13 protein-coding genes are annotated in these 15,494 nt (G+C 39.1%); 8 read left to right on the forward strand and 5 right to left on the reverse strand.

The genetic code is table 11. The features are described 5' to 3' along the window. Positions 1-64: 64 nt before the first annotated feature. Positions 65-967, forward strand: coding sequence for an NUDIX domain-containing protein (locus ACB088_RS03370; RefSeq protein WP_375038004.1), 903 nt, complete (start codon positions 65-67; stop codon positions 965-967). Between the two features lie 25 nt (positions 968-992). Here ACB088_RS03370 and ACB088_RS03375 read toward each other — a convergent pair whose 3' ends face one another. Together ACB088_RS03375 and mrcB are read right to left on the reverse strand one after the other, a co-directional pair. Next, positions 993-1,544, reverse strand: coding sequence for a tetratricopeptide repeat protein (locus tag ACB088_RS03375; protein WP_375038005.1), 552 nt, complete (start codon positions 1,542-1,544; stop codon positions 993-995). 21 nt (positions 1,545-1,565) lie between these two features. Further along, positions 1,566-3,962 carry a penicillin-binding protein 1B gene (gene mrcB, locus ACB088_RS03380; protein WP_375038006.1) on the reverse strand — a complete coding sequence of 799 codons (2,397 nt, stop codon included), beginning with the start codon at positions 3,960-3,962 and terminating at the stop codon, positions 1,566-1,568. 185 nt (positions 3,963-4,147) lie between these two features. Between mrcB and ACB088_RS03385 the strand changes: the two genes are divergently transcribed. The 3 genes from ACB088_RS03385 (at position 4,148) to ACB088_RS03395 (ending at position 5,795) form a co-directional block, all read left to right on the forward strand. After that, entirely contained in the window at positions 4,148-5,056 is a 909-nt protein-coding gene (locus tag ACB088_RS03385; protein ID WP_003650688.1) for an NAD(+) kinase, read from the forward strand. Further along, the gene (locus tag ACB088_RS03390; protein ID WP_004643467.1) at positions 5,053-5,325 is read left to right on the forward strand and encodes a YeaC family protein; all 273 of its coding nucleotides are present in this window, start codon (positions 5,053-5,055) and stop codon (positions 5,323-5,325) included. The genes ACB088_RS03385 and ACB088_RS03390 overlap by 4 nt, the downstream gene beginning before the upstream one ends. A gap of 62 nt (positions 5,326-5,387) precedes the next feature. Further along, positions 5,388-5,795 (forward strand): hypothetical protein, encoded by a 408-nt coding sequence (locus ACB088_RS03395; protein ID WP_003650692.1) that lies wholly within the window; start codon positions 5,388-5,390, stop codon positions 5,793-5,795. Between the two features lie 38 nt (positions 5,796-5,833). Here ACB088_RS03395 and ACB088_RS03400 read toward each other — a convergent pair whose 3' ends face one another. After that, the gene (locus ACB088_RS03400) at positions 5,834-6,829 is read right to left on the reverse strand and encodes a glycosyl transferase family protein (RefSeq protein ID WP_375038007.1); all 996 of its coding nucleotides are present in this window, start codon (positions 6,827-6,829) and stop codon (positions 5,834-5,836) included. 504 nt (positions 6,830-7,333) lie between these two features. Here ACB088_RS03400 and ACB088_RS03405 point away from each other — a divergent pair. Both ACB088_RS03405 and ACB088_RS03410 read left to right on the forward strand, forming a co-directional pair. Beyond that, positions 7,334-8,692: a dicarboxylate/amino acid:cation symporter gene (locus ACB088_RS03405; protein WP_092706211.1), complete on the forward strand. Its 1,359-nt coding sequence runs from the start codon at positions 7,334-7,336 to the stop codon at positions 8,690-8,692. Positions 8,693-8,855: 163 nt separating this feature from the next. Then, on the forward strand, positions 8,856-10,001 hold the full coding sequence (locus ACB088_RS03410; RefSeq protein ID WP_231762904.1) for an acyl-CoA dehydrogenase family protein: 1,146 nt from the start codon (positions 8,856-8,858) through the stop codon (positions 9,999-10,001). Between the two features lie 52 nt (positions 10,002-10,053). Here ACB088_RS03410 and ACB088_RS03415 read toward each other — a convergent pair whose 3' ends face one another. After that, positions 10,054-10,680, reverse strand: a complete 627-nt coding sequence (locus tag ACB088_RS03415; protein WP_375038008.1) for a hypothetical protein — start codon at positions 10,678-10,680, stop codon at positions 10,054-10,056. Positions 10,681-10,788: 108 nt separating this feature from the next. Further along, on the reverse strand, positions 10,789-11,733 hold the full coding sequence (locus tag ACB088_RS03420; protein ID WP_375038009.1) for an alpha/beta hydrolase: 945 nt from the start codon (positions 11,731-11,733) through the stop codon (positions 10,789-10,791). A 185-nt stretch (positions 11,734-11,918) separates the two neighbouring features. On the opposite strand from ACB088_RS03420, the gene pheA reads away from it, so the two are divergent. Further along, complete coding sequence (gene pheA, locus ACB088_RS03425; RefSeq protein ID WP_003650703.1) at positions 11,919-13,028, forward strand: prephenate dehydratase; 1,110 nt, start codon at positions 11,919-11,921, stop codon at positions 13,026-13,028. Positions 13,029-13,135: 107 nt separating this feature from the next. After that, positions 13,136-15,382 carry a bifunctional prephenate dehydrogenase/3-phosphoshikimate 1-carboxyvinyltransferase gene (locus ACB088_RS03430; protein ID WP_375038010.1) on the forward strand — a complete coding sequence of 749 codons (2,247 nt, stop codon included), beginning with the start codon at positions 13,136-13,138 and terminating at the stop codon, positions 15,380-15,382. Positions 15,383-15,494 lie beyond the last annotated feature (112 nt).

Raw genomic sequence — 15,494 nt, forward strand, 5'->3', positions numbered from 1 at the left:
TTTTAAAATTTTATAAAATGATAAAATTTACTTACACTTGAGAAAAGTTTTAGAGAGTAAAAAGATGCCCAAACCAATAGTCGATGTCGCTATAGCAATCTTGATCCATCGTGGAAAAATATTAGTCGGTTGGCGCGGGGAGCAGCAGCATCAAGGTGGAAAGCATGAGTTTCCTGGCGGAAAGGTTGAGCAAGGTGAAACACCCGAAGAAGCCTGTCGCCGTGAAATCTATGAAGAAGTGGGTATTGGTTTAAAAGATTGGCACCAATTCGATTATATTCACCATGAATATGATGACATTATCGTCAACCTCCATTTGTTCCATAGTTATGTACCTGATGAGTTATTAAATCTTATTCACCAACCGTGGGCATGGTACACACGTGATCAGCTACTTCATTTAAACTTCCCTAAAGCCAATAAAGACATCATAAAACGGCTCTATTGGCCTCATCTCATCAAAATTAGCAATACGCTTTCAACGGTAGAAAGCAGTGATGCTTTGTTGTACTGGCGTATAGAAGAAGATAGTTCTGATCAGAGATATTTAGAACAATTAAGTACTTTAGATGAAAATCAGTTATCAAACTTAATTATTAATACAGATAACTGGCAGCAATTAAGCCCTGAGTTAAAAAAGCAGATTAAGACCGTTCATTTAAAACAATCTCAGCTCATGAATTTGCATAAAGGCGATTTGACAGTAGGCTTACGTTATATTGCCGCTTGTCATGACGCAGTTTCTTTAAGGCAGGCTGAGCAGATTGGCTGTGATGCTGTTTTTATTAGTCCAGTACAACCGACAACCACCCATCCAGAAGCCTTAGCATTAGGTTGGGAACGTTTTGCTGATCTAGCCCAAAAAAGCCAGATTCCGGTTTTTGCATTGGGAGGAGTGCATCCTCATGATTTAGCTACTGCACAAAAGCATGGTGCATATGGCTTAGCAGGTATTCGTAATTTCTAATAAGAAAATAGAAAAGCATTAAAAGCTAGAGGGCTTTTAATGCTTGTTGCGCTTCTTGAACAGTTTTTTGATTATTGCGTTGTTGTCCAGCTTTTAAGATGGTCAACCAAAGTTGCTTTTTCATGGCCTGACTTTGGGCAAAACTTAAACCACGTCGCGCTAGAGATTCAGCATTAGAATATTGCTGTTTATGATTTGCCGTAAGGGCAAGAAATAGATATGTTTCTGCGGCTTGAGGAGCTAAACGCTGTGCTTGAAGCGCATAGCGTTCAGCTTCTGACCATTGCTGGTTTTTGTAAGCCTGCTGTGTTTTTTGCATTAAGACTTTAAATGCAGGTAACTGGCTGCCATCATCACTAAAATGTTGAGGCTTTTTTTGCTGAGGAACAATAACCTGTAAATTTTTGCGTTGAATTTCCGGATGTTCATAAGGTGTAATTTTTACACCCGATGGAGTTTCCGTATTTTTCTTCACTGGCGGGGCAGGTGTTTTCTCTTTGGAGCCAGAATGATCAGGCAAAGTTGTACAGCCGACCATAAGTACAGCACCAATATAAAAAACACCTTTCTTCAACATATCCTACTTTCCTGTTAACGCTTAGTTGTTATAACTACCACTTGAAATCACACGTGAGTTATTTGACAGATCTTGTTGCATCTGGCTTTCACTTTCACGAATATAACTGTCGGTATTATCATCCTGAGAGTCAGGAGTTGTGTTATCACTTTGTGGCGTATATGTTGGATCAACTTGATAATAAGGTGCTCCACATGGCGTAGCACGATGTGGAACCGTATGCGTTAGCATCGGAATATACATAGCACCATCACAAGCCTGTGCAGATAAATCACCTGATGCACGGTCAATCCACTGCCACTGTACAGTGTCTGGTTGACGTATATTCACAGGTGTTTGACGTAATTGCTTCATCACATTAATCCATACTGGCAATGCACCAGATGAACCTGTTAAGCCAGTCACTTTGTTGTCATCTAAACCTAACCAAACTACAGCAACGTGATTACCTGAGTAACCCGCAAACCATGAGTCACGTGTATCGTTAGTCGTACCTGATTTACCCGCTAATTTTAAAGCTGGAGATAAGCTGCTATAAGCTGCACGACCAGTACCCGAAGACATCACCTGTTGTAGGCCATAATTCATGATATAGCCAACAGATGGATCAATCGTTTGTTGAACATTCAGGCCATAACGATCAAGCAGACGACCATTCGCATCTACCACAGATCGAATTGCACGAGTTGGATATTTAAAACCGCCTGTAGCGAAGTTCTCATAAATTCCGAGCACTTCCATTGGTGACATATTGACTGCCCCAAGGAAAATAGAAGGGTAGGCAGGAATCGTTGATTCAACACCAAACTTTCTTAAATTATTGCTAAATGTAGATAGACCAAATTCTTGACCCAAGCGTACAGCAGATAGGTTGTATGAGTTTGCTAATGCCTCACTCAGACTGACTACACCATGTCCACCACCGCTATAGTTTTTAGGTGTCCAGCTTTTACCACCATCTACAGGAACACTGATCGGCGCATCTTCAATTTGGCTTGCCCAGTTATAACGTCCAGATTCAATAGCACTTAAATAAATTACAGGTTTCAATAAAGAACCGACTTGACGTTTCGCATCTAAAGCACGGTTAAAACCAGTAAAGTCTTGTGTAGAACCAACCGCTGCAACTAACTCACCGTTTTCAGGATGTGCAATCAGTACAGCGCCTTGTAGGTTTTTCAAACGTGCTGGATTACTGTTAGCCAAACGGTCTACTGAAGCTTTAAACGCGTTTTGAACTTGAGTTTGAGTAATTGGATCTAAGGTCGTAAAAATACGTAATCCCTGATTGGTTAAATCACTTTCTTGATACTCTGTACGTAATTGACGACGTACAATATCTAAAAAGTCTGGGAATTTTGCAGGGCCTAAACTTGGTTTACTTAACACATTTAAAGGACGTGCAATTTCATCTTCATATTCGGCTTGGGTTAAATAACCCATCACACGCATGTTATTTAACACAGTGTCGCGGCGTTTTTTTGCGCCTTCAGGGTTTTTCCAAGGGTTATATAAAGAAGGGCCTTGCACTAAACCGACTAAATAAGCTTGTTGTGCAACACTTAGCTCACGTAATGGCAAACCGAAATAAAATTGTGAAGCCAAACCATAACCATTAATTGAATAGCTACCATTTTGGCCCAGATTCACTTCATTTAAATAGGCTTCTAAAATTTCATCTTTGCTGTAATGTAGTTCGATGAGTAAAGCCATTAATGCTTCATTGACTTTACGTTTTAGTGTGCGTTCAGGGGTGAGATAGAAGTTTTTAACTAATTGTTGAGTCAGGGTTGAGCCACCTTGACGTTTTCCACCAGTGACATTACTGACCAATGCACGAGCTGTACCGCGAATTGAAATACCATGATGATGATAAAAATTGCGGTCTTCTGTAGAAATTAAAGCTTCAATGAGGGGTTTAGGGACATTATTCAGTTTAATGAGTACACGGTCTTCATTGTGTTGAGGATAAATTCCTCCAATGAGTAGCGGTTCTAAGCGTGCAACGCCGGTTGAAGAGGGTTTAGTACTTCTAACTTCAACAACTTGATCATTTGCAAAACTTAACTCTAAGACTTGTTCAGGTTCAACACTGTCACCGTAGTCAAAACCACGTGTGTGGATATACATATTGCTGCCTTGAGCAACATAGCTTCCAGACTTGTCATAATTACTTGAAGTTTTGTAACCTAATAACTTTAATTCTTGAGTGAAATTTGCTTGAGAAATAGGCGCGTTGTTATAAATTTCCAAAGGTCGTGCAAACACTTTGGCAGGAATATCCCACCGCTGTCCTTCAAATTTTTCACGGATAATATTATCTAAACGAATCAGATAGATACTAAGAGCAATAAAAGCACCAATGACCAAAATGGAAAATATTAGTGCAAAGAAACCGATACCACGTTCAAACTTCATAAAAATGAGATAAAACCCTAACAATGCCTGTAATGATGCGATAGCTTGTCATCAATTTGCAATGATAAAACTGTGAATAATTGGAAAAGTTAGATTGAATTTTACAGCATCTTGTAGTTATGTTTTTTTAAATTAATCGGGTTAATGTTATTATAGGCGAGTATCGCAGCGGAGCTTACTCATTCGTGCAAATTTCACATAAGTCCTTCAGAAACGTCGGGTTAATCGGTCGACCAGATAAATCATCAGTTGTAGAAACACTATGTTTAATTCATGATCATTTATTGAACTTAGGTTTGAACCCCATTTTTGATCAGGAAACCGCCGAATTAGTGCCTTATGATCATGCACAGATAGTGAGTCGTCATCTATTAGGTGAAGTTGCTGATTTAGTTATTGTGGTTGGGGGCGATGGTTCTCTACTCCATGCAGCGAGAGCGTTGGTCCGTTACAATACCCCTGTTATTGGTATTAACCGTGGGCGATTAGGTTTTTTAACTGATATCAAACCTTCAGAAGCCATTTTTAAACTTGACCAAGTGCTTCAAGGGCATTTCCAGCTTGATCGCCGTTTCTTACTTGAAATGGAAGTACGAACAAATGGCGAAGTTATTTATGATGCAATTGCTTTAAACGATGTTGTTTTGCATTCGGGTAAGTCTGTCCATATGATTGACTTTGAACTCAACATTGATGGTCAATATGTTTATCGCCAGCATAGTGATGGTTTAATTGTTTCTACTCCAACAGGATCAACTGCCTATGCTTTGTCAGGCGGTGGACCAATTTTACATCCAAGTATGGATGCGATTGCATTAGTTCCAATGCATCCCCATACATTGTCATCACGACCCATTGTAGTTGGTGGGCAAAGCGAAATTAAAATCGTTATTCGCGAAAATCGAGTTTTGCCGATGGTCAGTGCAGATGGTCAACATAGTATATCGCTGAATGTCGGAGATAGTTTACACATCCGTAAACATCCATTTAAACTAAGTTTATTGCATCCACCAGGTTATGATTTCTATATGGCCTGCCGTACCAAACTTGGTTGGAACCAAGATTTTGAATCTTTCCAAAGAGATGAATCATGAATATTGAACAAATGCTATCTGTTTTAAACCCTGAAATTGTAGAGCGTTTAAAAACAGCAGTAGAAATTGGTAAATGGCCAAATGGCGTTGTTTTAACAAAAGAGCAGCGTGAGACTTGTATGCAAGCTGTCATTGCTTGGGAGTTGAAAAACTTACCAGAAGAACAGCGTAGCGGCTATATTGACCGTGGTACGAAAGAGGAAGGTGAAGAGTGTGATGATGATCATCACAAGCATGAGCCAGAATTTAAACCAATTCGTTTTGTTTAATTTAAGAAGCTCAGTGATTACTGGGCTTTTTTTATGTTGATCAAAATATAATAAAGAATCCTATGAAACGTTTAAAACCTATTTATGTACTATTATTTCTAATATTGTTTAGTGGTGCTGCATTAGCCAAACAGCCGATTGAATGTTTACTCAACGTGAAGGTTGTTGCGAGTCGGAAATACACTTCACCTCAAGCTAAATATACAAGTATAAAGAACGACGGTTATCCCATGTTATTGATTGGGATTCAGGTGCTGGAGTCGCAAACAATACGAAGCTCCCAAAAGATCAAAGCGCATCATTTATATTGTAAGACACTTATTGGTCAACAACGAGATGCTTATCTTTCGGGTTCCTACGATTCTAATAAGATTACAATCAAAATAGGTGATCACTTGAAACTAAGAAATATTCATTCTTCAGGTCAGGAATATCCATTTTGGCCAGATTTTTATTATATTGAACCTTAAAACCAAGGCTATCCGATATAACCTTGGTCATTCAGATATTAGAAACGACTATTCCATAACGCTTTTGCTTTCAGCATTGCCTCTTCAAAACTAGTAACAACTCCCATGCTATATAGTGCAATTCCGATGGTTTCTGTTACTGCCATTTCACCGTATTCATGGTGCTGCTGACCTAACCATACTGCTTTAAAAGTTGCTAAATCTAATTCTTCTTCAGTTGGACTACGTTCAGGTATGAGCTTTGGTAACTCATGTTCATAGAGTTCACCATTTTTGATACCGCAAATGAGTGTTTTTGCATCTGGATTTCGCTCAAATTCACCGCCTTCACCTTTAATAACTGCACTATTTTGATAGCCTAAGCGCAGTGCACTATGTTGATGGGAAGTTCTATAAGCTGGATGGAATATGGCTTGTAAGGTGGCTTTTGCATTAAAAGGGTTTATTAAGCGGGCTAAAGTATGAATAGGCGAGCGTAATCCCATCACATTTCTTAAAGAAATCAGTTCACTTAAAACAGGTGAAATCACGTCTAAAGGTAAGTAAGCGAAATTTTGCTCTGCTAACTGAGTACGAACTTCTTGTTCAGAATGGCAAATTTGATAACCAAGGTATTCTAAAACTTGCTCGGTATAGACGCGGTTAAGCGTGTGGCCTGATGCACCGTGCATAACGATTTTATAACCGTGTTGAGCAAGCGTGAGAGCAGCTAAAAGAAACCACGGGTAATGTTTACGTTTACCTGCATAAGATGACCAGTCTAAATCAACATCTAAAGGCTGGAAATTAAGCTGGTCTCTAGTCGCTTGAACAAATCCTGCGAGTTCATCAATAGATTCTTCTTTAACCCGAAGCAGCATTAAAAAAGCGCCTAACTGCACATCAAGCACTTCACCTTTTAAAATCATGGTAAACGCTTGATACGCTTCTTCATAGCTTAAAGAGCGTGAACCACTTTTTCCTTTACCTAAAATACGGACATATTGAGCAAAGGGATGTTCAGCATCTTTATAGATATTACGTTTAGTATTCATCGTAGTTCAAAAACAATAAAAATGATGGGATGCAGGCAGCTCAAAATGAAATGTCCGCAAGTATTTAATCAATATGACATAAAAAACTGTCGAAAAAATATCAAAAGTGTTTCTTATACTAAAGTCTTAGGGCCACATGAGTGTTTTTTGCGCGTATTAGCCAAAAATTTAATCGAATCATTATTTAATTCGAGTACACTTTCTCGTGCTTTTTTGAGCACTCATATCATAATTTTCTGTGATTCTCCTATATCTTCAGCTTTTTATTAAAAAGTAAGAGGTTATTTCTAACTACTCAAAGTGGTTAGGAACTTCAGGTATTCTCCTGTTTTAGAAAACAACTTTTTTTGTTTTCATTGAGGTAGTAGGAAGGTTTTTTGTTTACAAAGAACCGTTTCCCTTTTGCGGTGTTCATGTGAAAGGTTAGGGCTGTGTATTCGTAAAGAATAGACGTTTCATTTTGGTATTTCCAACGGACTTGGAAATATAGATTGAAGTAAAGTTATGGCTAAAAAACCGATTTATAAATCACTTTATTTTCAAGTGATTATTGCGATTATTGCGGGTGTTCTGGTAGGGCATTTTTCCCCAAGCACAACGCAAATTGTCAATGGTGTCGAACAGCATATTCCAGGTTTAGGTGAGCAACTCAAGCCATTAGGTGATGCCTTTATTCGTTTGATCAAGATGATCATCGCACCCGTTATTTTCTGTACCGTGGTCAGCGGTATTGCTGGCATGGAAAGCATGAAGTCAGTCGGAAAAACTGGCGGCGTTGCGTTGTTATACTTTGAAGTTGTTTCAACAATTGCACTTCTAATTGGCCTTGTTGTAATTAACATTGCTAAACCGGGTGTAGGGATGAATATTGACCCTACCACTCTAGACACCTCGGGCATTCAAAAATACGTCAGTTCTGGTGAGTCACAATCTACCATTGATTTCTTAATGCACATCATCCCGGATACGGTTGTTGGTGCATTTGCAAATGGTGAAATCTTACAAGTCCTTCTTTTTGCAATTCTCTTTGGTTTTGCTTTACATAAGTTAGGTGATGCAGGACGCCCAGTTTTAAAATTTATTGATCAAGTTGCACATGTGTTCTTTAACATTGTGAATATGGTCATGAAACTGGCTCCAATTGGTGCATTCGGTGCAATGGCATTCACCATCGGTAAATATGGCGTTGGTTCACTCGTACAATTAGGGCAATTAATTCTCTGCTTCTATATTACATGTTTACTCTTTATCTTCTTGATCTTGGGTACAATCAGCCGTATTAGTGGATTCAGTATCCTAAAAATGATTCGCCTGATTCGTGAAGAGTTATTAATTGTACTTGGTACATCTTCTTCTGAATCTGTTTTGCCGCGTATGCTACGTAAACTTGAAATTGCAGGTTGTGAAAAATCTGTAGTCGGTTTGGTTATTCCAACAGGTTATTCATTTAACCTTGATGGGACGTCAATTTATTTGACTATGGCAGCAATCTTTATTGCTCAGGCAACGAATACTCAGCTTGATATTCAACATCAGATTACTTTGTTATTAGTACTCTTAATCTCATCTAAGGGTGCGGCGGGTGTAACTGGCTCTGGCTTTATTGTTATGGCAGCAACGTTGTCTGCTGTTGGACATATTCCAGTTGCAGGTTTGGCATTGATTCTTGGTATTGACCGTTTCATGTCAGAAGCACGTGCTTTAACTAACCTTGTTGGTAACTCTTTAGCGACGATTGTTGTTGCTAAATGGGTCGGTGCTTTAGATAAAGATAAGCTCAATGATGCTTTAAATAATCCAGATGAAGTCGACAGAAAAATGATGGAACCAAAAAGTCCTCAAGTCGCTGAAGGTCTAGATTAATTCAAATAAACCTATATAAAAAAGGAAGCTAAAGCTTCCTTTTTTATTGGCTGACTGAAAAGTACAGTTTTAATGAGCAGCTATGCCATGACAGTTGCTAAAAAAATGATTAGCATGCACAGCAATGAGATTTGATAAAACAATAAAGCTGAAGGAAAATATTATGTTGGCATACGATGCAGATTTAGAATTATTCCGTGATAATTTTAAACGTTTTATGAGTGAGCATATTGCGCCTCACTACGACCAATGGGAACGCGAAGGAATCATGCCTCGTTCAGTTTGGAATCAACTGGGTGAAAATGGCTATTTATGTGTGGATGTCCCAGAAGAATATGGTGGTTATGGGGTTCCAACTTACTATTCATTAATGTTAGTTGAAGAATCTGCACGTGCTGGCTTTTGTGCATTATCGACAGCTATTTCTTGTCATTCTGAAATTGCTGCACCCTATATTTTACATATCGGGACAGAAGAGCAAAAACAATATTGGTTGCCGAAAATGGTAACAGGTGAGGTGGTTGGTGCAATTGGTATGACTGAACCAGGAGCAGGTTCGGATTTACAATCAATGCGTACCAGCGCCATCTTGCAAGACGACCATTATTTGCTAAATGGTTCAAAAACATTTATTTCAAATGGACAGCATGCTGATCTTGTTGTGCTTGCTGTAAAAACAGATCCTCAAGCCCGTGCAAAAGGTGTGTCATTATTATTGGCAGATACTCACTTAGAAGGCTTTAAAAAAGGAACCAACCTCGACAAAATCGGCCTGCATTCTCAAGACACATCTGAGCTGTTTTTTGACAATGTGAAAGTGCCTAAAAACCAGTTACTTGGTCAAGCTGGGCAAGGTTTTGCTTATTTAATGCAAGAATTACCACGTGAACGTACTGCAATTGCATCCACTGCAATTGGTGCAATCCGCGGTGCAATTGATTTGACAACGGCTTATGTAAAAGAACGCCAAGCATTTGGTCAACCCATTTCACAATTCCAAAATACGCGTTTTGTTTTGGCGCAAGCGAAAATTGATGAACTTGCTACAGCGGCTTTTTATGAAAGAAATATTGCTCTATATCAAGAAGGTAAACTAGATGTAGAAACGGCTGCAGCATTGAAAAGTTTCAGTAGCGATATGCAAATGAAAGTTGCAGATAACTTGCTTCAGCTTTTTGGTGGTTATGGTTATATGACAGAATATCCAATTTCACGTTTCTTTGTAGATGCCCGTATTCAGCGTATTTACGGTGGTACAAATGAAATTATGAAAGAAATCGTAGCGCGTGGATTAATTGGCAAAGCCTAATTAAATAGATTTAAAAAACAGCCTGTCTTGAAACAGGCTGTTTTGTTTTTAACTATTTGTTCTTCTGTTGAATGACAGGGTAGTCTTGTTGTTTCGGTAATTGCTGTAAGGCATGATTCATCTTTTTTAAAAACTCATCTGTTTCATCCTGACGGAATGAGTCTTCGGTATACTCACTGCGTTTTTGAAAGACGACACCACAACCAGTTATTTCCATATTTTTAGGATTAAATGACCAGTCATTTGGATCCTTTAAAGTAATGTCTAAATCACTTTCACAACTTTTCCATAAACGTAAAAACTCATTTGATAATTCTGTTTTAAATCCTCGTGCTGGATAGACCGAGAATCCTTTCATTTCGGGATTAGAAAACTGTATAAACATGTCTACTGGCATGCCCCCCCAAACGATTGCCGTATTTTCTGGTAATGCGATAGCTGTTAAATTTTTCTCTTTTAAGGCATGTGTTTGCTGAAATTCCTGCCTAAAATGTTGTGACTTGTAGGTGAGTTTAGTCTGGGCTGGAATTGGAATACCACGAACTTGATTGCTGGCAGTCGTCATATAGTACGGGGACGGATCAGTACCATTGCACCCCGCGATGAGGGGGCAGCCACCACAAGCTGTTAGACTGACAGTAAGTAAACTCAGTAGACCTAAAACAATAATTTTATTCATTCTATTTTACTGTTGTTATGACATCTTCAGACAGTATAACTAATTCTCTCGATTAAGAGCTTTGTCTTTAAGAGGAGTGGAATGCTGCTCTTAAAATTTAAATGGGTTTTACTCAGCTGTTTGCTGTGTAGGCTCATCAAATAAAGATTTGCAGTTTTCTAAATTTTGGCATGCAGCAAACATAAGTGCTTTAGGTAAACTTGCATACAAATTGGTAATATGTTGTTCAGCAGGATTATAAAAATGCCAATAAGCAAATTGGGCTGAGCGGTGGTTTTCCAAAGCTTTAAAGAAATCTTTTTCGTTAAAGTTATAAGCAGATTGAGTACGAGGTCCTCCTTGCTCATGGGTGCCTACTGTAGTCAAAAGCATTGGAGAATTACTTTGTTTTTGACTCTGCCAATAGTTTAATTTTTGAAATAGCATGCCTTGATCAAACCACAGGGAAGGGCTGGCTGCGATGTAACGTTGAAATGCTTCAGGTTTTTGAAAAAATTGATAAAGCACAAATAACCCTCCAAATGAGTGGCCATAAATACTTTGCTGTTGGTTATTAATTGGAAACTGTTTGGCGATTTCCGGTTTGAGTTCATCATTTAAAAATGCAATGAATTGGTCAGCACCACCATATTTATATTTACCTTGAGCCTGAAATTCAGCAGAAGGTTTAGGGGTGTAGTCATAAGCACGTTTTTGTACATCAAAAGTTTTTTGTTTAGTATAACCGACCGCTACAATCATGAGCGGGTCTAGACCTAATTTTGTAGAACCTGCCCCAATAGATTGAGCGATATTGACTGCACTTGGAAAGGTTGCATTTCCGTCTAATATATAAAGTATCGGATAACCATGTTGGGGTGGGGCAACGGGTGGTTTATAAATTTGGATAAGATAATCATGGCCAGTATTTTTAGAGTTAATTTGAAATTGTGCCTGATTGTTTTGAAAAACAATTTTTGATTGATTTTGTGTAGAAGTTTGAGCCAAAACAGAGCCACTTACTAATGAGCTCAAAAGAAAACTGCAAGATAAAAAGAAAAATGAGTTATGCATAATAAACAAGAATAAAATTTATTATGCAAATGATAAATGAAAATCATTATCAAATAAAGTGATCTGGGGAATCCGACCAAGACGGTTTAATGAAAAAAGCCAATACAGCCATATTGCCTAACAAATCAAAGCAGACTATTGTTATACTCTCGTTTAAAAGATGATTTTGCTGAGGCTGCATTCCAATGATCAACGATGATCAAAACAAAACGACTTCTCTTAGTTTAGAACAAATTCGCGAAGATATTGATAGCGTGGATCAACAGATTCAAGAATTATTAAATCGACGCGCAAGCCTTGCTGAAGCAGTTGCGAAAGCTAAATTTGCTTCCGAAGAGAATCCTTTGTTTTATCGTCCTGAACGTGAAGCACAAGTCTTACGTAAAGTCATGGAGCGCAATCAAGGTCCTTTGTCTGATGTAACCATGGCGCGTTTGTTCCGTGAAATTATGTCTGCTTGCCTTGCTTTAGAAGCGCCGCAAAGTATTGCGTTTTTAGGGCCAGAAGGTACTTTTACTCAATCTGCTGTGCTTAAGCATTTTGGTAAAGATGCGGTTGTACGCCCACTTCCAACAATTGATGAAGTCTTCCGTGAAGTGGAAGCAGGTAGTGCCCATTACGGTGTAGTTCCAGTTGAAAACTCATCTGAAGGGGTTGTAAACCATACTTTAGATTGCTTTAAAACATCGAATTTAAATGTGATTGGTGAAGTTGAATTACGTATTCACCATCAATTCCTTGTATCTGAAAATACACGTAAAGATAGTATTAAGCAGATTTATGCGCATCAACAAACTTTGGCTCAATGTCGCCAATGGTTAGATGCACATTATCCGGGTGTTGAGCGCGTTGCTTTAAACTCAAATGCAGAAGCTGCACGCCGTATTCGTAATGAATGGCATTCGGCAGCGATTGCATCTGATATTGCAGCAGGCATGTATAACCTTGAAATCTTACATAGCAATATTGAAGATAATCCGGAAAATACAACACGTTTCTTAGTGATTGGTCGTGAAAAAATTCCACAAAGTGGCAATGATAAAACATCATTATTGATTTCAGCGCATGATCGTGCGGGTGCTTTATTAGAAATTTTAGCACCATTTGCAAAACATAATATTAGCTTAACAAGTATTGAGACTCGTCCAGCATTACCTGAAAAATGGGCATATGTATTCTTTATCGATTTAGAAGGTCATATCGAACAAGAGAATGTTGCTGCTGCGATTAATGATATTCGCCCAATGGTGAAAGAGATTCGTATTTTAGGTTCTTATCCTGCCGCTGTTCTGTAATCACTTATGTTGGAATAATGACATGCATCAAGATAAGCATGTCATTATGCTTAAAAACAAATTGCTCAATGGTTTAAATATCTTTGAGCAAAAGCAAAGTTGAAGTTATGTCACAACCCCTATTTAAAAAAGTTGCATTTATTGGTTTAGGACTCATCGGGTCGAGTCTAGCTCGTGTTATTGTTGCAGAAAAGTTGGCGACAACTATTGTGGCATCTACACGCTCACATAAAACTTTAGAAGATGCAAAATCACTTGGCTTAATACACGAAGGATTTTCTGATCCTGTTGAAGCCGTGAAAGGGGCAGATTTAGTCGTTTTAGCCTTGCCAGTGCGTGCTACGCAAAAAGTGCTTGAGCAAATTAAACCTTATTTGTCAGCAACCACAATTTTAACCGATGTGGGAAGTACAAAAGGTAATGTCGTTGATGCAGCAAAAGCTGTATTTGGTGAAGATTTACCAGAAGGTTTTGTGCCAGGGCATCCTATTGCGGGTAGTGAACATACAGGCGTTCACGCGGGTAAAGTTGACTTATTTGCAAATCATAAAGTGATTTTAACGCCGTTACCAACAAGTGCAGAATGGGCTGTTGATAAACTGATTCAACTTTGGTCGGCAGCAAAAGCTGAAGTCATTTGTATGGATGTTGCCAAGCATGATGAAGTGCTGGCACATACGAGTCATCTACCACATTTAATGGCATTTAATCTGGTCGAGCAACTTGCAAACCGTGAAGATAATCTTGATATTTTCCGCTATGCAGCTGGTGGATTCCGTGATTTTTCGCGAATTGCGGCTAGCGATCCCCAAATGTGGCATGACATTTTCTTTGCCAACAAAACGGCCATATTAAATGCTGTAGATGGCTTCGAAAAACAGCTTACAGTACTTAGAAAATTGATTGAAAACGAAGATTCTCATGCATTAATGGGTTTACTCGGCCATGCTCAAGCAGCACGTCAGCATTTCAATCATATGTTAGCCAAAAAACCTTTAATGGAGAAAAATAAGGTGACACAGCAATTCAGTATCTTACCGGGAAATAAAACTTTTAAAGGTAAATTTACCGTACCGGGTGACAAATCTGTGTCACATCGCTCCATTATGTTTGGTGCTATTGCCGAAGGCACTACCCATGTCACTGGCTTCCTTGAAGGTGAAGACGCGTTAGCAACTTTGCAAGCCTTCCGTGATATGGGTGTAAGCATTGAAGGCCCTAAAAATGGTGAAGTGACCATTCATGGTGTAGGCATGCATGGCTTAAAAGCGCCTGCAAGTGCTTTGTATATGGGTAATTCTGGAACAAGCATGCGTTTGCTTTCAGGTATGTTATCTGCACAGAAATTTGATTCAGTCATGACAGGTGATGCTTCACTTTCTAAACGTCCAATGGAGCGTATTGCTAAGCCATTGCGTTTAATGGGCGCACAAATTCAGACTACAGGTGAAAAAGGTACACCACCTGTAAGCATTACTGGTGCTCAGCAATTAAAAGGTATTCAATACGATTTACCTATGGCGTCGGCTCAAGTGAAGTCTGGTATTTTGCTTGCTGGATTATGGGCTGAAGGTGAAACTTCGGTAACTGAACCAGAGCCAACACGTGATCATTCAGAACGTATGCTTCGTGCATTTGGTTATGATGTTAAGACTGAAGGCAACAAAATTTCCCTTGTTGGTGGCGGCAAATTAGTGGGTACTGACATTCAAGTACCATCAGATATTTCATCTGCTGCTTTCTTTATGGTGGGTGCTGCAATTACTGAAGGCGCCGACGTTGTGCTTGAAGCTGTAGGTATTAACCCAACGCGTACTGGCGTAATCGAAATTTTAAAACAGATGGGTGCTGACCTCACTGTTGAAAATGAGCGTATTGCGGGTGGTGAACCTATTGCTGATATTCATATTAAAGGCTCGCGTACACTTAAAGGCATTCATATGCCAGAAGACCAAGTGCCTTTAGCAATTGATGAATTCCCCGCATTATTTATTGCAGCAGCTTGTGCAGAAGGACAGACCGTATTAACTGGCGCAGCAGAGCTTCGTGTGAAAGAGTCTGACCGCATTCAGGTCATGGCAGATGGCTTAAAAATCATGGGCATTGACTGCACACCAACTGAAGATGGCATCATTATTGAAGGTAAGGGTAAGTCTGGCGATTGGTCACCAATTTTTACTGGCGGTGAAGTTGAATCACACCATGACCACCGTATTGCCATGAGCTTTAGTATGGCAGGCCTTCGTAATTCTGGTCCGATTACGATTCAGGGTACAGAAACAGTTGCTACCAGCTTCCCAACTTTTACTGAGTTGGCGAATCGTGCAGGCTTAACGATTGAAGTTAGCCAATAACTTTTTACCTAACACATTTTATAATTGCTAACACAATAGCAACGGCAGCAGCGGGCTAAAGGCTTGGCTGCTGTTTGTTTATTGCTTATGCTAAGCGCAGATAATGATAATA

It is taken from the genome of Acinetobacter sp. RW6, from assembly GCF_041956835.1.
GTDB classification, from domain to species: domain Bacteria; phylum Pseudomonadota; class Gammaproteobacteria; order Pseudomonadales; family Moraxellaceae; genus Acinetobacter; species Acinetobacter calcoaceticus.